The sequence below is a fragment of the Bradyrhizobium barranii subsp. barranii genome (assembly GCF_017565645.3).
Classification (GTDB): Bacteria; Pseudomonadota; Alphaproteobacteria; order Rhizobiales; family Xanthobacteraceae; genus Bradyrhizobium; species Bradyrhizobium barranii.
Genome location: NZ_CP086136.1, coordinates 10,402,461 through 10,428,027, shown reverse-complemented (window position 1 = coordinate 10,428,027; position 25,567 = coordinate 10,402,461). Strand labels below are relative to the sequence as shown.

General features: G+C 58.7%; 16 protein-coding genes and 2 pseudogenes. 8 read left to right on the top strand and 10 right to left on the bottom strand.

All coding sequences use genetic code 11. The annotated features are described in order from the left end of the window. Positions 1-142: 142 nt before the first annotated feature. The 4 genes and pseudogenes from J4G43_RS50595 to J4G43_RS50580 all read right to left on the bottom strand — a co-directional run bounded on the left by J4G43_RS50595 (position 143) and on the right by J4G43_RS50580 (position 6,024). Positions 143-1,099 (bottom strand): ABC transporter substrate-binding protein, encoded by a 957-nt coding sequence (locus J4G43_RS50595; RefSeq protein ID WP_208083537.1) that lies wholly within the window; start codon positions 1,097-1,099, stop codon positions 143-145. Positions 1,100-1,762: 663 nt separating this feature from the next. Then, a pseudogene (locus J4G43_RS50590) lies at positions 1,763-2,908 on the bottom strand (TAXI family TRAP transporter solute-binding subunit); the annotation flags it as partial. A 265-nt stretch (positions 2,909-3,173) separates the two neighbouring features. Next, the gene (locus J4G43_RS50585) at positions 3,174-3,836 is read right to left on the bottom strand and encodes a phytochelatin synthase family protein (protein WP_208083536.1); all 663 of its coding nucleotides are present in this window, start codon (positions 3,834-3,836) and stop codon (positions 3,174-3,176) included. A gap of 1,058 nt (positions 3,837-4,894) precedes the next feature. Next, positions 4,895-6,024, bottom strand: a protein-coding gene (locus J4G43_RS50580) for an IS3-like element ISRj2 family transposase (RefSeq protein ID WP_129557670.1) whose coding sequence is annotated in 2 segments (ribosomal slippage) — positions 4,895-5,772 and positions 5,772-6,024 — 1,131 coding nt in all. Because the reading frame shifts where the segments join, the coding sequence is not laid out codon by codon here. 371 nt (positions 6,025-6,395) lie between these two features. Between J4G43_RS50580 and J4G43_RS50575 the strand changes: the two genes are divergently transcribed. After that, positions 6,396-8,045 (top strand): beta strand repeat-containing protein, encoded by a 1,650-nt coding sequence (locus tag J4G43_RS50575; RefSeq protein ID WP_208083535.1) that lies wholly within the window; start codon positions 6,396-6,398, stop codon positions 8,043-8,045. Here the strand turns inward: J4G43_RS50575 and tnpC are convergent. Continuing rightward, entirely contained in the window at positions 7,969-9,513 is a 1,545-nt protein-coding gene (gene tnpC / locus J4G43_RS50570; RefSeq protein WP_224517700.1) for an IS66 family transposase, read from the bottom strand. The genes J4G43_RS50575 and tnpC overlap by 77 nt on opposite strands. Positions 9,514-10,101: 588 nt before the next feature. On the opposite strand from tnpC, the gene J4G43_RS50565 reads away from it, so the two are divergent. Beyond that, positions 10,102-12,189, top strand: coding sequence for a recombinase family protein (locus J4G43_RS50565; protein WP_049810452.1), 2,088 nt, complete (start codon positions 10,102-10,104; stop codon positions 12,187-12,189). Here J4G43_RS50565 and tnpB read toward each other — a convergent pair. Together tnpB and J4G43_RS50555 are read right to left on the bottom strand one after the other, a co-directional pair. Then, positions 12,177-12,485 carry an IS66 family insertion sequence element accessory protein TnpB gene (tnpB, locus tag J4G43_RS50560; RefSeq protein ID WP_060907863.1) on the bottom strand — a complete coding sequence of 103 codons (309 nt, stop codon included), beginning with the start codon at positions 12,483-12,485 and terminating at the stop codon, positions 12,177-12,179. The genes J4G43_RS50565 and tnpB overlap by 13 nt on opposite strands. Next, complete coding sequence (locus J4G43_RS50555; protein WP_026192391.1) at positions 12,482-12,880, bottom strand: transposase; 399 nt, start codon at positions 12,878-12,880, stop codon at positions 12,482-12,484. Before J4G43_RS50555 ends, tnpB begins: the two co-directional genes overlap by 4 nt. 76 nt (positions 12,881-12,956) lie before the next feature. On the opposite strand from J4G43_RS50555, the gene J4G43_RS50550 reads away from it, so the two are divergent. Next, positions 12,957-16,577: a beta strand repeat-containing protein gene (locus tag J4G43_RS50550; RefSeq protein WP_208083533.1), complete on the top strand. Its 3,621-nt coding sequence runs from the start codon at positions 12,957-12,959 to the stop codon at positions 16,575-16,577. A gap of 211 nt (positions 16,578-16,788) precedes the next feature. Here the strand turns inward: J4G43_RS50550 and J4G43_RS50545 are convergent, their stop codons facing one another. The 3 genes from J4G43_RS50545 to J4G43_RS50535 are packed head-to-tail and all read right to left on the bottom strand — an operon-like array spanning position 16,789 to position 19,533. Beyond that, positions 16,789-17,337 carry a plasmid partitioning protein RepB C-terminal domain-containing protein gene (locus J4G43_RS50545; protein ID WP_208083532.1) on the bottom strand — a complete coding sequence of 183 codons (549 nt, stop codon included), beginning with the start codon at positions 17,335-17,337 and terminating at the stop codon, positions 16,789-16,791. A 20-nt stretch (positions 17,338-17,357) separates the two neighbouring features. Next, the gene (locus J4G43_RS50540) at positions 17,358-18,041 is read right to left on the bottom strand and encodes a plasmid partitioning protein RepB C-terminal domain-containing protein (protein WP_225005627.1); all 684 of its coding nucleotides are present in this window, start codon (positions 18,039-18,041) and stop codon (positions 17,358-17,360) included. Then, positions 18,019-19,533, bottom strand: coding sequence for a recombinase family protein (locus J4G43_RS50535; RefSeq protein WP_249814908.1), 1,515 nt, complete (start codon positions 19,531-19,533; stop codon positions 18,019-18,021). Before J4G43_RS50535 ends, J4G43_RS50540 begins: the two co-directional genes overlap by 23 nt. A gap of 918 nt (positions 19,534-20,451) precedes the next feature. Between J4G43_RS50535 and J4G43_RS50530 the strand changes: the two genes are divergently transcribed. The 5 genes and pseudogenes from J4G43_RS50530 (at position 20,452) to J4G43_RS50510 (ending at position 25,519) form a co-directional block, all read left to right on the top strand. Continuing rightward, positions 20,452-22,161, top strand: coding sequence for a S1 family peptidase (locus J4G43_RS50530; protein ID WP_208083529.1), 1,710 nt, complete (start codon positions 20,452-20,454; stop codon positions 22,159-22,161). 72 nt (positions 22,162-22,233) lie between these two features. After that, the gene (locus tag J4G43_RS50525; protein WP_208083528.1) at positions 22,234-23,064 is read left to right on the top strand and encodes a hypothetical protein; all 831 of its coding nucleotides are present in this window, start codon (positions 22,234-22,236) and stop codon (positions 23,062-23,064) included. Positions 23,065-23,098: 34 nt separating this feature from the next. Continuing rightward, entirely contained in the window at positions 23,099-23,386 is a 288-nt protein-coding gene (locus tag J4G43_RS50520; protein WP_210161824.1) for a hypothetical protein, read from the top strand. Between the two features lie 21 nt (positions 23,387-23,407). Beyond that, positions 23,408-24,208: a YiiX/YebB-like N1pC/P60 family cysteine hydrolase gene (locus tag J4G43_RS50515; protein WP_208083527.1), complete on the top strand. Its 801-nt coding sequence runs from the start codon at positions 23,408-23,410 to the stop codon at positions 24,206-24,208. 182 nt (positions 24,209-24,390) lie between these two features. Beyond that, positions 24,391-25,519 (top strand): annotated as a pseudogene (locus J4G43_RS50510) (IS3-like element ISRj2 family transposase). The last annotated feature ends 48 nt before the right edge of the window (positions 25,520-25,567 follow it).

The window sequence follows — 25,567 nt, the reverse complement described above, 5'->3', positions numbered from 1 at the left end:
GCGGTCGCTGGCCGAACGTCGCCTTCGGGTCAATCGCGTCGTTTTTACAGTCGGCCAGCTACTTCCGTTCCAACCTCAACTTCGGACATGCCGCAGCACTGCGCCAACTGATGCGACGGGCCATAAGGAGACATGCACCGCCCTATTCAATCACCTCGTGGGCCCGCGCGAGTAGGGTCGGCGGAATATGGAGATTGAGTGCCCTGGCGGTTTTGAGGTTGATGATCAGCTCAAATTTGGTCGGTTGCGAAACCGGCATCTCCGCCGGCTTTCCTCCCTTCAATATCTTGTCGACGTAGCTTGCCATTGCTCGGGTCTGCTCCGCCGCATCCTGCGTGTACGCCATGAGCCCACCCGCCGCCGGCAATGCCCGTACTATGGAGAATGACGCAAGTTTGTTTTTCAGCGCCAACTCAATGCTGGTAGCGCGCAAAAGAGTGGGCTGAATGATCACAGCATCGGCCGCGCCATTCCGCATTTCAGCGAAAGCGGTCTCGAATTCATCGTCGGGATGGCGCATCAATGGCTGCGTCGCGACACCGATACTGCCCGCGACTTTGTCAATCTCCGCGAGGAAGGATTTGGTGAATGGGTCAGCCGCATTGGCAAGGATCGCCACCCGATGCGCCGACGGAATCGTATCGCGAATCAGTTCGACGCATTTGCCTCCGAGCTGAGCCCCGAAACTATCCACTCCGGTTACGTGGCCGCCCGGCCGGGACAGGCTGGCGACGAGACCAGTGCCGACCGGATCGCCTGAGGTCATCACGATCGGTATTTCGGCTGTGGCACGTTTTGCAGCCGTAGCCGCAGGCGTCTGCCAGGCGACGATAATGTCAACCTTTAGCCTCACGAGGTCGGCGGCCGCGTCGGCAAGCACAGCTGCATTGCCTCCCGCCGAACGGATTTGCAGCTGGATGTCCCGATTCTCGAGATGGCCGAGTTCCCGAAGTCCGTCGCGCAGTTCTTTCAGGAATGACTCGGGATTCGGATTGCCGAGGACGAGTACGCCAATGTGGCGCGTGACCGGCTGCGCTGTAGCCGCGATTGGCGAAATGGCCCCTCCGGTTACAAAACCCAGAAAATGTCTGCGCCTCATGATCGCCCCCGCTTCCGTGGTGAAACGAGCAACGCCGCAAAAGCCGCTATGAACTCTCGCCGCTTCATTCGATCCTCACGGCAGCTTGAGGACGGCGGCACGCACTGTATCACGTCTCGATCATGGTCGCTGCATTGAGCTCACCGGGCGCGTCTCCGCGCGATGTCGCAGTTGGGTCAAAAGCAGCGGTGGACACCAAGTTGGATCGGCGTCCGGTTTGCCCCTGACAGCGGACATGACAAGCGCTCGATCGACCTTCGGCTAAGGGCCAGCAGCGGACCTTCCTAAGTCGCCGGAAAGGGTGCGAGTTGACCTTAGATGGCCGACAACGTCACGACGCTCGGCGACAGGGCGCCCCCCGACGAACATCAGCGCGCGATCGGAGGGCTTCCATTATCTGAGCTGTGTCGGAGCGAAGCCTCGAAACGGATCATCGAAAGTTGTGAGTCCCTGATTGGCGCCGGGGAATGGGTTTCGCCAGGCTTCCTCGCTTGCGCGATTGCAGAAATCGGGATGGCTGCATTCGCTTACCGAGCCTTGCCCCGTCAAGCTACCGAGTGCCCGCCTTGGAGGGTGGGATCGGCGGGGCGCGTGGCGTGGAGGTGCAGCTTGCATTGCGGAGTGAGAGGTATAGTCCCGGTCTCGAACCTTCTTGGAGTCCACCTGGGAGTTCATCCGTGCCTGCGCGTTTCTCCCCTGTTCCCAGGTCTGAAATTGCCGGAATAGTGCTTCCTTATCGGCCTCCGACTGGATATTAGCGACGGCTGGGTTCTCTTGCAGGAATGCCTCAAAGCGTTCTCGCTTTACCGGTTCGACGCCGTGTTGGTCGAGCCATTGCTGCGCGAGCGGCAGGCGATTCCAGCCGGCGAGGGGTGCCGTCAGGGAGACCTCCTTCCACTTGGGATGAAAGGGCGGGTTCTGCAAAGCGGCGAATTTCGCGAAGAAGGCGTCAACGAACAGGGCGAGCTTGCGACGGCGTTCAGTGTTGGGTGCCCAATTGTAGGCTGCAAGCACCGCCGGCACCGCGATCGTATCCACCGTCTCCCCCTCGGGAATCAGGTTCGGATAATCTTTCGAGGTCAACGTCGCCGGCAGATAATCGCTCTGCAGGGGCTTCGAATAGTCGACCGCAGCAAGATGAAAAGGGCCGTCATTTTTAAAGGTAGTGACAGACAGGTACGGCTTGCCGCCCACCACGATGACGGCGTCGAGCTCGCCCTTCTTCAACTTTTCCATTGCGATCCGCTGCTCGATATAAACGAAGTTCGCTTTGATCCCGAGCCGCTCGAAAACTGTCAGTGCAGTTACAAACGTGCCGCCATTGGGCAGGTCGACGCTCACCGTCTTGCCTTCGAGATCGCTCAGAGTCTTGACTGCCTTCGGTGCGATGACCTGCATCTCCTCATTGTAGAGCTTGGTCACATAGGTGAACCGCTTCTTGATGTTGTTGGCGAAGCCCTTCTTCTCGAGATAGTCGAGCGTGTCGGCGCGCACGATGCCGAGATCGACGCCTTTAAGGAAAAGGATGTCGGCGACGCTCTGCACCGAACCTCTACCGGTGATCGGCAGGACGCGCAGCTTACCGTCGTCGTCGAGCACGGAAGCGAGGTCTGCACCGAACTGCACATAGGTGCCGCCGATCGTACCAGTAAGCAGCGTGACCGTGTTGGCGTTCAGCGCCTTCGTGGTCGAGACCGAGCCGAATTGGAAAACTGCCTTCAGGCTGTCGCTGACCTTGGCCGGGTCATACTCGGTCTGTCCGGCATGGGCCGCAAATCCGGAAGCCATCAAGATCATCGCGGCAAACATTCCAAGGGGCTGACGCACAACATCCTCCCGGCATTTGGAACCTGCCACACGGATACAACTTCTCAAATTGTTGATCGTTCCCATGACGCCCAGTGGAACAGTGGGCCCGACACTTCTGCTTCGGGTCAAAAGCGTCGTTCTAGTCGCCCGCCAGCCATTTCCGGTCTACGCCGATAAGCGGACGATTTCGGAGATTTTCGCGTTAGGAAAGCCGCCAGAATGAGCCCACAGTTGGAGCGCCTGAATTGACTGCATTGCGACGTTGTTACTCTATTAGTAACAGTCCCCGCTTCTTGTCGCCGTCAAGCGTATTTACGGCGGCGAACAGACGGGTCCGCTCGACCAGCCATGGCTGGTAGTCCGAATTGACGTCGAGGACGAACACGAGATCCTCAGCTTCGAGATAGCCGCCAATCGGCGAATGATGTCCGAGGGCGGCGCCAAATATTTGCTCGCGACTGAAGTTTACGACGTAGCGCCGGCCCGGATCATTGGAGCGACGCAAATGCTCCCGAAACTGTTCTTCACTGAGATCGCGCAGGAGCGTAATTTTCCGGCTCGTGTTGGCCCGGGCGACCTCCGCCAGTTCGTCCAACGTGAGCCCGAGGATGCATACGCCGGTCCAGCACCGACCCGTGCCAGCCAACACCGCACCCTCCGTGCTTGCTGCCTCCCCTAACGACCGATACGCATTGGCAACGGCGGCGGGTCCGCAACGCGACCCGTTGGACTGCCAGCTAACTTGCCTTTGGAACGTGGCCGCCACGGGCAGTCGCCACGCGCGCTCGATAAGCTCCGGTGTACGTGTCACCGAGGATGCGATGACTTGTGCCGGCACGTGGGACTGGCCGACCACCAGAGCTCCTGTGCCCAGCAGGCCGGCCGCGACAACAAAGCTGATGATGCCAACATAGTGTCGGGGTTTCATGTGTCTGAACCCTTAGCGGGAGTCACGCCAATGACCCAAGACGGGCTCCGAAGGATACATCGTCCGGTCAGCCCGAGTGGCAAATTCACGTCGAACGTCGGTTCAGGGTCACAGGGCGACCTCACCGGTACGGCCGCTTTTGGGGCGCAAAGCGGACACTAGATACGCGTGCGGTTGCTCACCGATGCCGACCCGGGCGCAAGTTAGTTTGCCGTCGGCCTTCGGCCGACTTCTTCCATAACAAGGGATCTGCGAATGCGGCCGAGTGGGCGAGGGCGCGCCGCTCAATAATGGGTCAACGCTGCAAGGCGACTTCTGTCGGTCAATCCAAAGTGTCGCGACTTCGTTGGATGAAGAGGAAGCGCCTCGACGGAGGTATGTGGAGCAATGCTGCGCTCGCAACGCGGTGTTAGTGGCGCAGGTTCGAACCCCGCTGACCAGCGTGCCGCTTCTTTTGATCAGTGGCATCATTATATCACTGTGCGAAACTTTCAGCTGTCGTCGACAATTCGTTGTAGATGTCGGCAAACTAGCCGATCCTGACATCAAGCGATCCCGTAGTTTTACGAGGAGTAAGTTTGGGGCGGGTCAGCCGTCTAGATCATTCTCGCACAAATTTCCTAAGCAGGTTCAAGGTGACTAGAATATGTCTCTTGGGAGCAAAAGGGGGCTTATCCGATTGGCGTACCTCGCAATTGGCGTGGCGGTCGAGTAGGCGTGACCACTACTCTTGTTTCGGGAGCACTCCGAAGGTCCGCATTTTTCTGAGGACTTTCACATCAGATTCGACGCAAGGCGCTATGGTCTGTGAAGGCCAGGATAGTTGCCGCCCAGGCGCTCATCCAATGTGAGCGGTGTGTTTTCGGCGCCGACGAAGACGTTGAAGTTCAATGAGTGCTGTCGATCTCATTGAGAGCTGGCCCCGGTTGTTTGGACAGCGCCCCGCTGGATTTAAGTGGATTCCTGCCGGGTTATGCTGAACGCGGGGCTTTACGGTTTTGTCGTTGCGTCGGGAGGGCGTAGCCCGACCAGAGCGACGACAAAACCGTCGGCGACGGTCATGCGGCCATCACCATAGCTTGCGTGCCGAAGTAAGCCTCGTCGGGCGTGCGCCCGTCAAGGCTCGAGTGAGGGCGTCCCTGATTGTAGAAGGCCAGATACTTGGCAATTGACGCTCGCGCCTCGGACACGCTGTCGTAGGCGCGGAGATATACTTCTTCGTATTTGACCGTGCGCCAGAGCCGCTCGACAAACACGTTGTCGCGCCAGGCGCCCTTGCCGTCCATGCTGATGGCGATCTTCGCGTCCAGCAGCACATCGGTGAACTCGAGGCTGGTGAACTGGCTGCCCTGATCCGTGTTGAAAATCTCGGGCCTGCCGTGCTTCGCCAACGCCTCCTGGACCGCTTCGACGCAGAAGGCCGCCTCCATTGTGATCGAGACGCGATGGGCCAGGACCCGTCGGCTGAACACATCGACGACCGCCGCGAGATAGACGAAGCCACGCCGCATCGGAATGTAGGTGATGTCCATTGCCCACGCATGGTCGGGCCGCTCGATCTTCAATCCGCGCAACAGGTACGGGTAGATCTTGTGACCCGGAGCCGGCTTGCTCGTGTTCGGGCGACGATAGACCGCCTCGATCCCCATGCGCTTCATCAGCGTCGCGATGTGGCGGCGACCGGCGTATACGCCCTCCCGCCGCAGCAACGATCGCAGCATACGCGCTCCCGCGAAGGGATAATCGAGATGCAGCTCATCGAGCCGACGCATCAAGGCAAGGTCCTCGGCCGAAACTGGCCGAGGTTCATAGTAGACCGTGCTGCGAGCCAGCTTCAGGACCTTCGCCTGGCGCACGATAGAAAGATCATGATCGCGGTCGATCATCGCTTTGCGCTCAGCAGGCCCGCCTTGGTGAGCGCGCCGGACAAAAAATCGTTTTCCAACGCCAGCTCGCCGATCTTGGCATGTAACGCCTTCAAATCGACCGGCGTCTCGGCCGATGTCTTGTCATGCCCAAACACGCCGGCGGCGCCTTCCAGGAGCTGGTTTTTCCAGATCGTGATCTGGTTCGGATGAACATCAAACAGTTGCGCCAGCTCCGCCAGTGTCTTGTCGCCTTTGACCGCAGCCAAAGCAACCTTCGCCTTGAATGCCGGAGAATGCGTCCGGCGGCTCTTCTTCGTCATCTTCGCTCCTGATTCGCAGCAAGAATCCTCGCCGCTGTCAGGCAGAAAATCCACTCAAGCTACTGTCCGAATTTGCGGGGCCAGCTCTTTGCCCAAATTAGCTTTCGCCCTTTGTGATGGAGGTCAAAGCATGTTGATCGTGGCCAACATTTTGGAAAATGAAGTGAGCGGCACCCCTAGCGCGGTGGCGTGCAAGTCGAATGCGGTGGCGCCGAAAGGGACTAGCAGCGCGAGTTCTTAAGATAGCTCACCTTTCTGAGCGCCGGTAGCGACCCCTTTTATTTGCAGTCTGTCGCCGCACTATTCTCTCACAATCGTTAAATCAAGTCCCGAACGTTCATCATCGCATCCGCGACGAGGAGATGTTTAAGATGACTACTTATACCCTCACGACCGGTACGGACACGATTGTTGGGACGAGCAACGACGACACGATCAACGGAACGGCAGCAACGTTAAACTCCGCCGATCAGATTGATGGTGGAGCTGGCTACGATACGCTGGCGCTGTTCGGTGCGGGATCGTTCGATCTGAGCGCGCTGGCGCAGTTCCTCGGCATGGAGGAGGTAGATCTCGTCAACCTCACCGGAGGGCAATCAAACCTGACCCTCGCCAACGGCTCCGACTTGACGATCAACGTCGACAATGAAGCGTTTGGTGGAGGCGCGGTCACTCTCGGCGATGGTGCGGTGACGCTCAACCTGGGTGCGAGCGCCAATTATACGGTCAACACGTCCATCGGGACTGCAGCGATCAATAGTACTCAGGCTGGCACCTATAATCTGTCGAGCGGAGCTGCAACGATTAGCAGTTTTGGCGGCACGTTCAACCTATCGAGCGGCGCCGCAACGATCACGAGCGGCAATGGCGGCATCTTTAACTTGTCGACCGGGACTGCGACATTGGACGTTACCGGGAAACCGTCCTTTTTTAATGGTCCCGATACATTTACGCTCTCAACCGGAACTGCCGATATCCATTATCATGGCGGCGGGAACAGCGGCAGTGCTGCCGTGTACGTTTCCTCCGGCAAGGCCACCGTGGATTTTACCGGGAGTCAAAATTTCAACAACATCAACATAGGGGACATTGCTACTTTCAATTATGACGATGTCTTCACGGCTAGCGCAATCAGCGGAAGGAATTCCATCGGCATAGGTGGTTCGGGTGCTTTCGATCTGCGCCAGATTCATCTTAACGGAAGTTGGGCGTTAGCTCTCTCACCCGACCAATCGGTTGAAATCGATCAGGCCAGCGTGTCGCATCTTACGTCCATCAGTGGCGGTACGAGCGATCATCTCCATACCGCCGACGCGACACTCGATCTGACTCATACGACGGTGGTCAACGGTGCAGATATCGCCAGCACCAACGCCAGCGGCACCACGTTCACTGTTGCCGATGCCGCCACCGGCTTCCATGTTCTCGGTGGAGCCGGCGACGATACCCTCGTCGCGAGCGGCTTTGCCTTCACTGCAGGCCAACGTGCCGCGATCTTCGCCGGAACCTCCGTCGACGTCATCCAGGACAGCAGCGGCACTTATAACGGTCTGAGCACGCTTTCTGTATCGACATCGGGTGCCGGTATCACCAACGGGTCCGGCGTTCTCGGCGTTGGCCATGTGGTCACAATAACTGTTCTGATGGGCCGAGTCGCGACGGTCGATACGTCTAACGGCAGCCCGACCATGACATTGAATGACGGAGCTACCGCCGGTTATGTCGGCGGCTCCGGAACCGACAAATTGACCTTCACCTATACGGTTGGTCCCGGAGACAGTTCCCCCGATCTCGCCATCACGGCGTTCAGCCTGAACGGCGGCACGATCAAAGTAAGCGACGTTCGCGTCCCACTCGCAAAGGTTTGGCGTGGGGATTGCAGTCTGTTGATCAACGTGTTTGCAAATCGTTGGCGGGGGGTATGGAGGCGGCAACGACGGAGAATTACGAGGTGCGGCCGAACGACCAGGGCAGGAGCTCGTCGATCCGGGACTGCGGGTGACCGGTTGCGATCGCTTTGAGCGTCGCTTTCATCCAGACGTAGGGCTCCACGCTGTTGATTTTGCAGGTGGCGATGAGCGAAGCTATGCGCGCCCATGAACGACCACCTTCGTCGTGACCAGCAAATAAACTATTTTTACGCGTCAGAGTCAGCGGCCTGATTTGATTTTCGACGGGATTGGTGTCCATCTCAACGCAACCATCGTCGAGAAACAAGGTGAGGCCATCCCAATGGTTCAGGAGATAGGCGATCGCCTTGCCCATCTCGCTGCCCGGCGACAGGCGAGCGGCTTGCTCGCGCAGAAACCTCTCGAGTTCAGCGACGAGCGGCCGTGATCGCTCGTTACGGGTCGTTTGCCGAGCCGGGGCGTCGGCGCCACGGATCTCCTTCTCGATCGCATAGAGTGCGGCGATGCGCGCGAGAACGGCTTCGGCGATGGGTGAGCCGGCTTTCGGAGTCGCTGCGATGATCTTGCGCCTTGAGTGGGACCAACATGCGGCCAGCCGCAGCGGCACGCCGCCTTTGCGCTTGGGCCGTGCGAGCCGATGATAGCCCTGGTATCCGTCGACCTGAAGGATGCCGTCGAAGCCCTCGAGGATGCGCTCAGCATGGTCACCACCGCGTCCTGGCGCGTAGTGGTAGACCACGATTGGTGGATCAGCGCCGCCGTGGCCGCGATCGTCGCGCAGGACAGCCCACAGATAGCCGGTCTTCGTTCGGCCCCGGCCCGGATCGAGCACAGGCGCCCTGGTCTCGTCTATGAACAAGCGGCCCGATTGCTTCATCACGACGCTCATGCGCTCGACCAGCGGCGCGAGGTGGAAGGCGACCGTTCCCATCCAGTCTGCCAGAACGGCGCGATCGATGAAGATGCCATGCCGAGCCAGAACCTGCGACTGACGATAGAGTGGCATGTGCTCGCTGAACTTGGCGACCGCCACCTGCGCCAGCAGCGCCTCGGTGGGGATGCCACCCTCCACGAGATGGGCGGGCGCCGGCGCCTGAGCAACACCGGTGCAGCCCTTTGCGCAGGCGTAGCGCGGTCGCACCGTCTCGATCACACGATACTGGGCGGCCATGACATCGAGACGGCGGGAGCGATCCTCGCCGATCTGGACCATCCGGCCGCAGCCGCAGGGACACTCGAGGTTCTCGGGTTCGATCACCTGCTCGATGCGCGGCAGGTGCGCGGGAAAGGCACGGGCAGCGCGCCTGGTCCGGCGGCTGGACGGCGCCGTGCCGGCGCGGCGCGCACGATCGTCCTGGCGTTCCTGGACTTCGGCGATGGCAATCTCGATGTCCTCGAGAACCAGTTGCATCTGATCGGGATTGAACTTCTCCGAGCGTTTACCGAAACGTGCGCGCTCGTACTCCTTCACGAGCAGTTCGAGGCGTTCGACGCTCTCTTTGGACGCAGCCAGTTCACTCTCGACATGAAGGCGCGCCGAGCATTCATCGTCTGCGCGACGACGCTCGGCTTCAATCATCGCTTCCTGCGCGCGGAAGAGCGCGCGCACATCGGCGGGCAGCGCTGCAAGACGGGCGGGATCAATGGGGGACGGCGGCACATCCGCAAGCTATCATCCCAAAGCCCCGCGCGAAACAGGTTGTCGGGTCTGAGTCAGTTCGCCGCAGCTGGCGTCGCGACAATCCGTTCGCCCACTCGCTTCCAGTTCAGCCCTTCAAACGAGGGGATTGAGGAATGTCCCTGATAGTGAGTCTGACGAATCATTTCCGGAGGTGGTCGAGGTTGGGGACCCCCACCATCCTTTGTGGGGGCGCTCATATCGAGTGATTAGGAAGATCGGTCAGCGAGGCCGAGGCATTCCCGCTTCGTATGAAGTTGAGTATCGCGCAGGAAGCAGTCTTCTGATTCAAGCAACCGCAATCGAATATTATGAGCAAGAGGCAAATCAGATTAAGCTGAGTATGGAGGCTCTACTCGAGCTTTTATCGACAGCGGATTGTCCCGACGCACATGAGCATGGATCCAGCCGATCTTTGGTCGACGCTGACGCCCGCGCTCCGACGCCAGATCGTCGAAGACGTCGCCGCAATTTTGGCGGAGATCCCTCATGAAGTCCGAGCTGGTCACACCAAGCCACTTGGCGCGCAAAGCCGTAGTCTACATCCGGCAGTCGACGCCCCATCAGGTCGTAAGCAATCAGGAGAGCCTGCGCCTTCAATACGCGCTTCGCCAGCGCGCCCGCGAACTCGGATGGCGTGAGGCGGCCATCGACGTGATTGATGCCGATCTCGGGTTGAGCGGCGCGTCTATAGCACAGCGTAACGGCTTCAAGGAACTCGTTGGCCGTGTTGGCCTGAGTGAAGTGGGACTCATCCTGTCGATCGACGTGACCCGCTTGGCGCGTAATTGTACCGACTGGTATCCGCTCCTGGATATCTGTGGTCTACGTGGCTGCCTGATCGCCGACCGCGATGGTGTCTATGATCCGGGCACTCCCAACGGACGGTTGCTTCTCGGGCTGAAGGGTTCGATCTCCGAGCTTGAGCTACATACGATCCGCAGCCGGCTGACCGCCGGCCTGCTGGCCAAAGCCGAACGCGGCGAACTTGCGGTTATGCTGCCAATCGGGCTGATGCGGGACCCGAGCGGTGTGGTCGTTAAGGATCCCGACATGGCCGTGCAAGGGCGGCTCGGTCTCGTCTTCCAGTTATTCCTGCAGCTGCGCAGCGTTGCCAAGGTCATGCGAGCGTTGAACGAGCGTGACCTGGAACTGCCGCGTCGTGATCGATATGGCGATTTGTGCTGGACGCGCGCGACGCTGGCTGCCGTCGCGGCGATCTTGAAGAACCCCGCATACGCGGGCGCCTTTGTTTATGGACGAACCCGCTTCCGGCCGCCGAAGCGGGAGGGGGCCCTGCCACAAAAGGCTCCGCGGCCGATGGAGGAGTGGCGGATCGTCGTTAAAGATCGATATCCAGCCTATATCGACTGGCCAATTTATGAAAAAATCCGATCCGTCATCAGAGATAACCGAGCCGAATACATGCGCATCAAAACCCGCGGCGCGCCTCGCAATGGCGAGCTCCTGCTCCACGGCATTGCCTGGTGCGCACGATGTGGCCATAAGATGTACGTCCGCTACAAGGGCGGCGGCGAATATGTATGCAATCACCTGCGTACCCAGGAAGGTCAGCCAACCTGCCAACACATCCGCGCCGCCCATATCGATGCAGCCGTTGGCGACGCATTCCTAACCGCACTAGCGCCGGCCGAACTCGATGCCTTGTCGCGCTCCCGCCGGGTGCAGCAGCAGACGAACAATGCGCTACGCTCCAGTGCAGAACGAGAGCTCGAGCGCAAGCGATACACGGCGGCGCTCGCCGAACGGCAGTTCAACCGAGCTGATCCAGATAATCGGTTGGTCGCCTCGGAACTCGAGCGTCGATGGGAAGCGGCGCTAAACGACGTGCGCGCCGCCGAAGAGGCGCTTGCCCGACAGACGCCGCCCAAAGCCATCACACAAGTGGCCATAAGCAAGGAGCTCAACGACAAGGTCATCAGCCTCACCGGCCGCCTCCCGCAGATATGGGGTGACGAGACTATCTCGGATGCGCATCGCAAGGCGTTGTTGCGATGTCTCATCGAAAAGGTCGTTCTCGACCGCGGTGAGCGCGACTTGGCCCTGGCTAGGATCGTCTGGCGGGGAGGCGCCGTGACGGAGCTCGAAGTGAAGATGAGCGTCAACTCCGTCACCAGATTGACGCGAGGCACAGAGATGCGGGAACGCCTTCTGACGCTCGCTCGCGACGGCGTCCCAGACGACAAGATCGCCACAATCCTTACTCGGGAAGGTCACCGCTCTCCCCGTTGCGCCGATAAGGTGCTGCCTATCACCGTTGGGCGGCTCCGTCGTGCCGCCGCCATCAAGGTAACTGCCCAGCGCAGCCGATGGGAGCATGACGACTCATACCTCAGCCCGCCCGAACTGGCCCGAAGGCTCGAGATTCCAGTAAACTGGCTCTATGTTCAGATCCGAACCAAGCGTTTGCTAATTGATCGCCAGCCCAGCGGCGCCTATCTCTTCCCGAATACACCATCCGTTCTTCACGCCATCGGAGACCTTCGAAACCACGTCATCGCGCAACTTGATCTAAGAATCTGTCAGCCTAACAAGGAGGGGCATCAACATGGGTGATCGAACAGCGCTTCGAACTGCACGCGCGTCAGATGCATGACGCCGTCGCTGATCTGCGGCCACTCGAAACGACCATCGCGGCCAAGGCGCTTGTAGACCAAAACGAGGCCCGTGCCGTCCCATAGCAAAATCTTCAGCCGGTCGGCGCGCTTCGAACGAAAAACCACGATCAGGCCCGAATGCGGATCGAGCCCAAGCGTGTTTTGCACAAGACCGGCCAGCGCGTCGTGCCCACACCGGAAGTCAACAGGACGCACAGCAAGCACAATCCGCAGTCCCTGCGCCGGAATGATCATGCGCCGCGCTCGATCGCAGTCACGATCTCCGCGATCCGCACCGCCGACACGTCCGCATCCAGGCGGACCGAAACCTTGCCAATCGTAATCTCGACGGGCCCCTCGCTCTTGCCTGACGCCACTGGATCGCTCAGCTCGATCGACACGAAATCCGCCGCGTCGTCCGTGACCAATGCGAGCCGGCCAGCACGCGCCAATCTGCGCCACGTCGTCAACTGCTGGGCCTTCACACCATAACGCCGTGCGACATCACATACCCGGGCGTCGGGCTTCATGCTCTCGAAAACAGCGCGCCCCTTGATCTCCGCAGACCATAACCGGCCTCCAGAACGCGTCCGGCGCGTAAGCTTCCCCACAAAGCCATCAGCTTCGGCTTCCTCCCCCGATTGTTCCATCGCCTTCAGTCTCCTCTCGGCTCTCTGACAAGCCAAGGATCGCAGAGCGAAAGCCGAAGCGAAACCAGTCAATCAAATGGGAGAAAAGCTCCGCTTACCGATCAAAGACAATTTCGGTAATGATGCCGACCTCAGGGCAGCTGTGACGAATCCTGATGGTGTGCTAGTCATCGATGGTGTTGCGCCGGCAAAGCCGGCTGCGCCCGTGGATGCTGCGGTATCGAACGGCTACGTCAACGCCGCTAACAATACCGCAGCGCAGATGCTGACCGGAACGGCCGAGGCTGGCAGTGCCGTCGCAATTTACGACGGGACCTCATCCAGCACGTTGTTCCAGACCTATCCTGTTACGCAAACTGTGGCGAACGGCTGGATTGCCAACGGGTTTGGGCAAACAAATGAATACGAGCCCTTCTCGCTTAGCCAGGTTTCTACCATTACATCGATTGATTTCGTGGTCCGAGCCGGCGGCGCGGCGCCGAACTTCCCCGCGGACGTTGACGTAACGATCTACGCCGCTGGACCAGTTCAAGGGCAGCTGGGATCTGCGGTGTCCAGCCACGACTATAGTGCGGCTGAATTAACGACGCTGTTTATAGATACTGCAAATATCGGAATACTTGGCGCCGAGGTCAAGCTTCCGTCCACGACGCTTAGCTCTGGCACCTACTATCTGTCCCTCACGTCCAATGGATCGCCGCTTTATCCAACCCTTTATCCTGGCGTGGCTAGCTCCTTGTATTTTGTCGACGGCAATCCTCGTGGGGGAACTCCCACTTCGATGGACTTTGCTATCAATGGATTCCAGGCGCTCGGGACCACAACGGCAGACGGTTTGGGCAACTGGTCTTACACCATCGGCCGCCTCACGAACGGGTCAACTCACAGCTATATGGTGACCGCAACCGATGCGGCAGGCAATATCAGCGCGATCAGTGATCCTCTGGCTTTCGCCGTCGATACCTCGGCTCCCGTGGTGACGGCAAGTCTGGCCAGTGACACCGGTCTATCCGCGACGGACAAGATCACCTCGAACGCCGCAATTGCAGGTGCGGCGGAGGCTAACGCCGTGATTCACTTCACGGTGGATGGCACGGAGATTGTTGCAACGGTCGAAGCGGACGCCAGCGGTGCCTGGAGCTTTGCGCCGACCGGCCTGGCTGATGGGTCACATACGGTAATAGCAAGCGAGACCGATGCCGCGGGCAATGTCGGTGCGACCTCGCCGGTGACATTTACGCTTGATACCCATGGCCCGACGGGATGGCAGTTTACGTTGGCGAATTCGAATTTTGATGGAACGACTAACATTGCTGCGGGAACGGTCATTGGATCGATTGCTCAAACAGGAGATGCGACCGGCTCACCGTTCAAGTATTTCTTTGCGTCGAATGCCGCCGGAACGTCAGGGATCAGCCAAAGCAGTAATGGAATCTCGATCGATGCCAACACTGGAGTTCTCACAACGACGGCGGCCCTGAGCAGCTGGCCAAGCATATACGTTGTTGCGGAGGATCAGGCAGGCAATCTTTACGCTCAACCGCTAACGCTTCAGTTCGGAACCTCTGCTGGCCAGGCCATCACCGTGGCGGCTGGCGCAACCGCGACGTTCGGGCTTGGGGGTAACGATACGATTGCCGGCACGTCAGCCGCTAACAACATTGCAGGAGGAGCGGGTAACGACTCGATCACTGGCTTTGTGGGAGCGGACACCGTCAACGGCGGCGTGGGAACGGACAGCATCGTGCTGTCGGCCACGTCCACTGATCTGAACGCGGCCACCAATGCCCAAATCGTCAATGTCGAGGCTATCAACGCTGCGTCCGCGGCAGCCGGTGTGGTCATCGACCTTCACAGCCAGAGTGAAGGATTTACCGTCACGGGCAGTGCTTTGGATGATACCATCACGGGCGGAGCCGGGGCCGACAGCATCGCCGCCGGCGGCGGCAACGACAAGGTTATCGGATTCGTCGGGGCTGATTCCGTCAATGGCGGCGCGGGGACAGACACCATCGTCCTGTCCGCGACGTCCACGGACTTCAACGTCGCAACGAACGCCCAAATCACCAATGTCGAGGCTGTGTCGGCGGCTTCTGCAGCCGCGGGTGTGACGATTGATTTGCACAATCAAAGCGAGGGGTTCACCATCGCCGGCAGCGCACTCGCCGACCTGATCACGGGTGGCGGGGGCGCCGACTCGATCATTGGCTTTGTAGGAGCCGACACCGTGAATGGCGGCGCGGGCACGGACAGCGTCATCCTGTCCGCCACGTCCAGTGATCTGAACACCGCCGCGGACGCCCAAATCGTCAACGTTGAAGCCATCAATGCTGCGTCGGCAGCAGCGGGCGTGGTCATCGACCTCCATAGCCAAAGCGAAGGGTTCACCATCACCGGCACTACATCGGATGACATCATCACGGGCGGAGCCGGAGCTGACAGCATCACGGCCGGTGGCGGCAACGACAAGATCATCGGCTTTATCGGGGCCGATATCGTGAATGGCGGCGCAGGCACAGACACCATCGTCCTGTCTGCGACGTCCACGGGCCTCAACACCGCAACGAATGCACAGATCACCAACGTCGAAGCTGTCTCGGCGGCATCGGCCGACGCAGGTGTGACGATCGACATACACAATCAGAGTGAGAAATTCATCATCACCGGCAGCGCGTTTGCCGACCAGATCGCCGGCGGCGGCGGAGCCGACACGCTGATTGGCGGGCTGGGCGATGATACTTACATCATCACCAACACCGGTGACACGGTCGTGGAGAACGCGGGCGAGGGTACGGACACCGTGCAGTCGTCGGTCACATACACGCTCGGGACCAACGTGGAAAACCTTACGTTGACGGGGACCTCGAACATCAATGGCACCGGCAATGGGGTTGACAACGTTATCGTCGGAAATTCTGGCAACAACATCCTCGTCGGACTTGGCGGCGCGGATACGCTCGACGGCGGGCAGGGCACTGACACGGCGACCTACACGGCCTCGGGGACTGGCGTCAACGTGAGCTTGGCGACGGGGCAGGGTAGCGGCGGTGATGCTCAGGGTGATATTCTGGCCAACATCGAGAACCTGACCGGCTCCCAATTCAACGACCTCCTGGAGGGTGACGCGGGAAACAACGTGCTGGCGGGCGGTGCCGGCATCGACACAGTCTCGTACGCGCATGCGAGCGCAGGGGTAACGGTCAGTCTTGCCGTAACCTCGGCACAGAACACGTTCGGCGCCGGGTCGGACACGCTGACTGGTTTCGAGAATCTGACGGGTTCGGCCTATAACGATGTGCTGACCGGCAGTAGCGCCGCCGATGTCTTGACAGGAGGTGGCGGCAACGATGTGCTGAATGGTGGAGGCGGCGCCGATACGCTCGACGGCGGAGCCGGCGCGGATCGCCTGACAGGCGGCGCCGGCAATGATTCCTTCAAATTCAATTTCGGTGAGGCCAATGGCGATGTGGTGACCGATTTTGCCGGAGCGGGAGCCAATGCCGGCGATCATTTGGACTTTTATGGTTATGGCACACTGGCCAGTGGCGCGACGTTCCAGCGGGTCGCGGCGACCGATTTTTACACAATTACTCCCGATGCGGCTCATGGTGGCGCCGCGTTGGCTGAAACCATCGAGATTCTCAACGTTTTCAATCTCAACACGAGCGCGGGATCGAACGACTTTATTTTACATTGACGAAGTCGGCGGCCGCATCTGTCATCGAATGGGGTGATGTGGTCGCCACTACTCTATCGAACACGACGTGATTCCCTAACTTGCGCCACACGCATCATTTGCTCGGTGTGATGTGAAGGCGGTTTGCTGGTCGGGCTATCGAGGCAGTGTTCCATAACAACGCATACGCGAATGCTGCGGAATTGACGAAAAATGTCGCGCGGCGTGGGCGTTAGGCGGCTGTTGCTTCTGACTCGGTGATGCGCTGAAATTCGAACAGCAATTCCTGAAAATGCTTGGCGAGATAGCCGACCACCTTGCCGTTGCGTAAAAGCTTTGAAAGGTAGCCAACCGCCAGCACCAGATCGAGGTGGTCGGTGCCATAGGTCTGTTCGGCCACCTTGAACTCGCGCGCGAGCGACGCTGACTCCCGCTCCATCAGCGCGAGCTGTTCGTCTGATAATCCCTTCGGGGTACGCGGCGTGTAGCCGCTGGCGAGCTGGTTGCGAGGCGTTGCCGCCACCAGCGAGCGCACATAGCTGTTGGAGAAATTGTTCATCGCGATCATCAGCTCGGCGGCCTCAATCTGCCGGATCGGCGCAAGTTTGCGCAGCTCTGAAAATGAGTTGAGGGTCAAATGCTTCTCTTTCAGTAGCTCGACCGCCTCCGCGCAGATGCCGTCCAGTAGCTTCCGGCGCCGACGAATGCTGGCGACGTCGACATTCAGCGCCTTGGCAATGCGCGCTTCCGACACGCCGTTTTCGACGGCTTTCAAGATCATCCGGTGCTCCTGAATAATCGCTATCCGGTTTGTTGGAGATCGAGTGCCTGGTCTCGACCGAAGATGAGGCATTTACCTACAACAAGCGCGTGATGCCGTTGCTCGATCAATTTCTTGGCTGCTAGCAGGCGCTGCCCCCTTAGCAACCTCTCTTCGTAAGCCTGTTGCAGGACGGCCTGGATGTCGTTGTCCTGGGCCTGGGAAATCATAACCGCGATACTGACGGGCATTTGCCCGGCTTCGACCGCCCGAAGCAGGCGGTGCTCCCCGCCCTCCAACAGGCTGCTCACGCCCTTGACATACTCGAGGCTAAGGCCGGTCTTGCGCGCGATATCCTCGAAATCGTAACCACGCTGTCTCAGCCCTTCGATGTCATGCAGAAGGTCGATGGCACGATGCTGTCGTCGAGCGCAGTTTTCGACCAGGCTCATGATCGCGCTGTCTTCATCGGTGGCGTCGATGATGATCGCGGGAATCTCGCGCTGGCCAAGCGCTTGATAAGCCTCCAACCGTCCCTGGCCACAGACCAGGTCGTAGCGCGGCTCGGCTTCTCCCGGCTTCCGTTTGACAGTGATGGGTCGCTTCAATCCGAGCTCGGCGACGCTCGTAACGATTTCCTTGAAGATGCGACGGTTGCGGGCCCGTGGATTGACGACGTCAATTGACCCGACTGGAATGATCTCAATGCATTGAGCCGATCCCATAGCTGACCTCCATCAATTGCGAGCGAGCGGCAAGTTCAAACAGCATGTCGAGGGTGTCGAAGCGATACGCATCAAATGCGAGCCCATTGTTCTCGGCGAGGGCAACCTGATCGGCTTCCATTTCGAAGCGGGGGAGCAGGTAATAGTCCAGCACGGCGCTGTTCATCTGGTTCATTCGGATGGCGACAGTGATGTCGGGGCGCAAGCCCGTATCAAAACGAACCTTCCAGCGATGAGAGCCGGCGATCGTTTCCTGTGCCCGAACCATGCACAGTGAAGCCGTGAATTCATCGTTCACCGTGAGGAGGTCCGTCTCGGCGTTTTGTCGAACCGATCCGCCGATCTCCTCGATGCCGCGTACGGTGGAAGCGATGAAGTCAGGATACATTCGCCGCAGTGCGCGGTTGATTTCGATATAGCGGTAGTCTCGGTCCGGCGTGAAGCCGATGAGTTCATAGGCGCGGACAAGGCTGCCAAAGCGAGTGCGATAAGCACTGCTGGAGGGGCCGAATTCCAATTCGTCGATAATAATACCAGACAGGTAGCCGTGCTGCTCCAAGAGGCCGCGCAGCACATCGAGAAGCTCTTCGTCAGAATAACGCTTGCAGCGTTCGGAAATAATGGCCTGGGCTGATCTAAAAGTGTCTTCGTCGACAATCGGCTCAAAAGCTTGGTTGTGTCGGATCCAGCGCTCGGGAGGATTATAGACCCGGCTGCCCTTCAACTTGCAGGAACACCTGTTCCAGACGTTGTTGCCGATGTATTTCTCGTTGATGAGGATCTGGTGAACCGTGGCCCTGGTCCATGGACGTGCGAGGTCAGTAACGATGCCTTTTCGATTCAGACTCTCGGCAATCTCTGCCTCGCTTCTGCTTTGCACCACGAAGGCATCATAGATGAAGCGGATGGTTTCGACCTCCTCCTCTGGGCCAGGAATCAGAACAATCCGGTCGGTCTGAATGCTTTTGTGCTCTCCGCGAACGAGCTCTGCTTTGGGAAGACCATTCTGATCTATCAATTGTCGGCGCAACCCGTACCCCGCCGGGCCGCCCTGCCGATAGCCCAGCTCGATGAGACGCCGCTGCCCTGCGAAGACCTTGACTGAAAGTTCGCGGCTGTATTCACCAGCCATCGCGCGCTTGACGCCCTTAACGATGGTCGAAACCGGACTGCCGTCATTCTCGAATTGTTCAGCGCAATATCGAACCGAGATGCCCGCTCGTTTGCAGATGTATTCGTAGTAGGCACTTTCGTCGGCATCCTGGAACCGACCCCAGCGACTAATGTCGTAAACTAGGAATGTCGAGAACGCGGCTTTGCCATTCTGAACATCGTCGATCAACCGTTTGAGCGCGTGACGGTCATCCAAATTGAGGCCGCTCTTGCCGCTGTCCTCGTAAGTCTTGTCGATGCGAAAGCCGTGCCGGCTGGCATATTCACGGATAGCTTGGGACTGGTTAGCCGTTGAATATTGTTGCTGCTCGGTCGACATCCGCACGTATTCGGCTGCGGACACGAGGGTGGTACTGGGCACTTGCGAGTTCGTATTCGATTCAACCGGCAACATCGCCGCCCCAGTAACGTCATCAATGCGTGATCGGTTAGTTGAAACTATAGCGCGGCTCGGGGGGGAACATGTTTCCTAAAACGGGCAAAAAGTTTCCGGCGGAGAGGGGCTTCGCGTCCTCAACGTATGCGACCTTGATCGCAGATGTTCTCAAGTCGGAGCTAGCTGGCAGTCATCAGGCCCATAAAACTCTTATGCAATGGACCGGCGCAAACGAGAAGACTACCAAGAATTGGCTTTCTGGTTCAAACGGTCCGAGCGGCGAACATCTGCTTCAACTTATGCGCCATTCGGATCGAGTGTTTGAATTCGTTTTGAGGCTGTCGCAGCGGCCCGTGATGTTGTCGAATCGAAGACTTGCCGAGTTGAGGGACAGCTTGCGAGGCACGGTTGATCTGCTCTCAGAAGTTATCGAGCTGCAGGATAGGAGCCCTTCCAAAAGAGCGCCCTGTATCGAGCGCGATGATCAGAGAGTTGCGGCGAGCAGCCGCTTGAGCAGTCGCTGAATGCCATAGGATTTGCCTGCTCACGGATCTAGACCGATTGTTGGCTGAGGTTACTTCCGGCCACCTCCTTCTTTTCTGGAGAATTGATCGGGAATGTCATTGTGCAGCGCCGATGGTATCGTTCTAGAGGAAGACTGAGTGATTGTTAGCGCAAACCTTCGTCCGCTTGTCGCAAACCTTAGACCACCCAATCGGCCATGCTGATCATCCTGCGAGTCGATCGAAGGCGCGTGCGAAAGAAATCTCTCCTCTCTTTTTTGCGATTGCTGTCTTGCTCGCTGTTCTCTTTGGTGCCATCATAAGTTGAATAGAACGCCGGAATTGGGGAATACCGGTGATGGGGACATTTGTCAGCTTGCGCGCGTGCGCATCGGCGTATTTTGCCGCGTGTTTGACTATCGTTGGGAGCGCCAGTTTCAGCTCGGCTGCCGAGCTGAAAGCTCCTGATCCATTCAGGGGTGCTTCGAGCAGGCTGAAGGATCTATCGTCATTCGTCGACAATCACCTCCAAACCGTCAAGACCGTCAATAAGGCCGCCAGTACCAAGATCGCCGGCGGCAAAAGCCAAACCATGGATATCAACGCCTTCAGCCAAATAGCTGGCAGGGGAGCGATTGCGAACATACGCACGATCGAGAATACGCTGCGTTTCCAGCAATTGGATTCGGCACCAAACATTCGCAAGCTTGATTTCCTGCAAGATCACCAGACGCAGCTCCAGGATTTCTCGAACAAACTGCATCAGGCGCAAACCGACCTGCAGACACTTGCGCCAGCCGAAGCCAAACAGCGGTTCGACGCGATCATCGTCCCGACAGATATGCAAGAAATTCTTCAGCTCGGCACGGATGGTCGCACACTTCCACTGCCGCCCCATCTCCAAGGTCTGGGCGGGCTGAAACCGGCGACGCTCACTCCGTACGTTGTCGGCCCCGGCTCGGCCGCCACCGTCGACTATCCCTCCGTTGTTGAGATCGCTTACGCCTGGGATGGATACGGCTCTTCAGCCTTATGCACAGGTACTCTGATCTCCTCGACGGCCGTGCTCACGGCGGCGCATTGCTTTTGCGAGCAGGTAGATGCGAAGTCGGCGAAAGCCTGTCTCTCAGCGACCTACAAGCGCGGTCAGGAGGATGTGAAGCCCGATGATAAACGGTTTGTCTCAGTCTTCTTCCATGATCGCGGTGCCGTCGCCGTCGACGAGATCATTATCAACCCGGACTATGCATTCCCCAAGAAGGATCTCGCGATCCTTAAGCTCGCCAAAGAGATCACCGATGTGATGCCCGCGCCGCTCAATACGGTGAGATCACTTAAGCCTGGGGAATTTGCAACCATCGTCGGCTTTGGAGTGCATAGTCCGCTCAAAGCGAACGGCGCACCTCAGCCAGGACCGCCTGTCGACGGCTCCGAAGGCATCAAACTGTGGGCGACTATACAAGCTGCGGCCTGCAAGGATATCAGCTTTAGCGAAGATTTCTGCTGGAGCTTCGAGCTCCGCAATGAAAATAAGATTCTTGGAAGTACGTGCCATGGAGATTCCGGCGGGCCGGCATTCGCGACTATCGACGGCGCCCTAAAGCTCGTCGGCGTCACGTCAGGGGGGCCCGAGGACTGCCGGGCAGGAAAGGACCTGTCCTATGATGTCGAGGTCTTCAAGAACATAACTTGGATCACGTCGGTCGCCGGATCCAACACCAACCCGGCTTTCGCTGCCAATCCAAACGCGTTCTTCAAAAACCCCGGTGTCCGGGCTTACGGTGCTCCCTACCATCTTTTCATAAATACCCCGGATCACTCGAGCGGGACCTTCGCAATTACCAACTCAAGCGGTTCTCTCACGGTCAGTGTCAACACAACGCCAACCTTCGCATCGCTGACGCTCGAATTAACGGCACCAAACGCAAACAGCCCAGCGTGTACCTCATCGGTGGCGGACGCCTTTGCGACCTGCACGATACAATCGCCCGCACTGGGTACCTGGAGCGTTCGCGTTACTGGCGCAAGTCCTCAAGAGTCGCAAGTGGTCGCCGCCGTCGGCCATTAAACGTTGGGAATTGCAGATAATTCGGTTGTTTTGTTCTGTGCAGGGCGGTGCCGTATGCGGATAGTTAGTTACGTGGTCGTTGTCGCTAGCGCTGTCTGGATAGGCGGATGCAGCATTATTCCTCCCACGCTCGACGACACTAGCCTTCCGGTTCGCGAGATCCTTCAACACACAGCTTGCGAACTTCGCTACGCATTCGTGAAGCTTAGCGAGCCGCAATACGCCTCCTTCAAGGCCAACAAATGGCTCGTTGCCATCAAGCTATCGCCAAAGACGGATTCGGAAATCAATGGCGGCGTCGGTTCGACGGGCAAGAGCACGACACTGTCAGCGGCTAGATATTTTAACAGCTGGGCGCTGGGATCGGTCGGCGCTCCCGGCGGCGCCGTCGATGCCAAAGGTACCCGTGACGTCTCCATCACTTTCAAGACAAGCTCGAAAGAGCTCATTTCGAATCCCAGGAATCAGCTGATCTGTCCGGTCGACAGTCCGCGCGCTCATGTTCTGACCGAGCACCTTGGAATCGGCGAATGGCTCGTACGCCTTGTAGAAGCGAAGGATACGGCTATGGGGTCGCTCGCCAAGCTGGACTCGCCGACCTACAGCTCGCAAATATTCGTCAAATTCGGCGGCAACGGGAGTTTCACCTATACGTTCCCATTCGGCGCCGCCTTTGGCGCATTGTCCGGCTCCTATGACATGGACGAGACGCTGCTCATAACCCTCAGTCCGGATACTACCAGCAGCGGCACTCTCGTCGTCCAAACCCTGCCGGTTGGCGGCAACTTCAAGGATGGTCCCGACCGGGTCACTGTCATCAGCCGCGTGAATGCGCAAGAAAAGCTGGATACTACGACAAACCAGCAAAGCATCATCAACGCCATCCGCAACCTTCCTCGCTAGGGCAGGCCGTACAATGTCTGGATTCATTCTCTTTATGATGTTCTTTGTCTCTCCACCGGCGGCGCCGGGAAAGCAGGTCTGGAGCCTTCACAATACAGAACATCTCGATTTCGCGTCGATGGACGCTTGCAAGAAATACGGCCTTTTGATGCAAGCCAGGTTCCAGAAGGTTGCGACCGTTAAAATCCGCGGATGGTGCGTCAACCAGCAAACTGGCGCGAGCACGTATGACGTCAAGAATCCCCATCTTCCACTGAATAAGGGTGACATCTATGAGATCCCAACCGACGTAAATATCGACGACCCTAAGGAAGGTTATTAACCCGCTGTGAGGAGCAATCCGGTGCAGGATCGACGGGACTATCTTCGCCAGATGGGAGGCGCATTTGCGCTGTCGTTGTTGGCGCGATCAGAGCCGGTCAGGGCCGTCACCGGTCCGCCTCCGATGCCCGATGCGAAGCAATTTCAGAGTGGCGACTTCCTCTGGCCCAAGAAGCCAGGCGTCTTTGTGCCGTACGACGCCGGGTCGCCGCGTCCAGTCGATGCCGACAAAGTCAAATGGTACGAAGAGCGCGACCGCTTCATCGCCAATGTTGCGAATAGGGCGCCTTACTTCACGCCGGCTCAAACCGAGCGCATGCGTAAACTGACTTACGAGGAATTCCGCGAACGATACACCGGCACCCGCAAGCCCGGAGGCGGGACTTACTCAGTCAGTGGTCCCATCTACGTTGGTCACGTTGCAATCATTGACATCGACGAGGCGGGCGCTCCATGGATTATCGAGGCGCTCTGGGGCAGGGGCGTCATCCGACGACCCTACACAGATTGGACAACCGAACGCGCCGGCGAAGTCGTATGGCTCGGCCGTCTTGCCAAACTTTCCGTTGCGGATCGAGCAAAAATTCCGGCAGAAGCCAGGAAGCACGTTGGGAAACCCTATGACTTCTGGAATTTCAATCTCAACGACGATACGGGATTCTACTGTACCAAGCTTGCCTGGATGTCGGCATTTCGGTCGCTCAACATCGCGGTCGATGACGATCTTAACCCAAAGCGCGCCTTTTGGTTTTCACCCAAGCAACTTCTCTACGTCGCCCGCGTGACGCGCTTGATCGATCCCGGGCCGTACGGGACACGGTAGCCATATTCTCGTCAGAAGAAGGTGTCTCAAGAGATATCTTCCCCTACCGAGAGCACCTGAGACGCAGCGGTTGAGCAAGTTTTTTTACAGATTCAGAGCTGGCCCCGCAAATTCGGACAGTAGCTTGAGTGGATTTTCTGCCTGACAGCGGCGAGGATTCTTGCTGCGAATCAGGAGCGAAGATGACGAAGAAGAGCCGCCGGACGCATTCTCCGGCATTCAAGGCGAAGGTTGCTTTGGCTGCGGTCAAAGGCGACAAGACACTGGCGGAGCTGGCGCAACTGTTTGATGTTCATCCGAACCAGATCACGATCTGGAAAAACCAGCTCCTGGAAGGCGCCGCCGGCGTGTTTGGGCATGACAAGACATCGGCCGAGACGCCGGTCGATTTGAAGGCGTTACATGCCAAGATCGGCGAGCTGGCGTTGGAAAACGATTTTTTGTCCGGCGCGCTCACCAAGGCGGGCCTGCTGAGCGCAAAGCGATGATCGACCGCGATCATGATCTTTCTATCGTGCGCCAGGCGAAGGTCCTGAAGCTGGCTCGCAGCACGGTCTACTATGAACCTCGGCCAGTTTCGGCCGAGGACCTTGCCTTGATGCGTCGGCTCGATGAGCTGCATCTCGATTATCCCTTCGCGGGAGCGCGTATGCTGCGATCGTTGCTGCGGCGGGAGGCGTATACTCCGGTCGCCGCCACATCGCGACGCTGATGAAGCGCATGCGGATCGAGGCGGTCTATCGTCGCCCGAACACGAGCAAGCCGGCTCCGGGTCACAAGATCTACCCGTACCTGTTGCGCGGATTGAAGATCGAGCGGCCCGACCATGCGTGGGCAATGGACATCACCTACATTCCGATGCGGCGTGGCTTCGTCTATCTCGCGGCGGTCGTCGATGTGTTCAGCCGACGGGTCCTGGCCCATCGCGTCTCGATCACAATGGAGGCGGCCTTCTGCGTCGAAGCGGTCCAGGAGGCGTTGGCGAAGCACGGCAGGCCCGAGATTTTCAACACGGATCAGGGCAGCCAGTTCACCAGCCTCGAGTTCACCGATGTGCTGCTGGACGCGAAGATCGCCATCAGCATGGACGGCAAGGGCGCCTGGCGCGACAACGTGTTTGTCGAGCGGCTCTGGCGCACGGTCAAATACGAAGAAGTATATCTCCGCGCCTACGACAGCGTGTCCGAGGCGCGAGCGTCAATTGCCAAGTATCTGGCCTTCTACAATCAGGGACGCCCTCACTCGAGCCTTGACGGGCGCACGCCCGACGAGGCTTACTTCGGCACGCAAGCTATGGTGATGGCCGCATGACCGTCGCCGACGGTTTTGTCGTCGCTCTGGTCGGGCTACGCCCTCCCG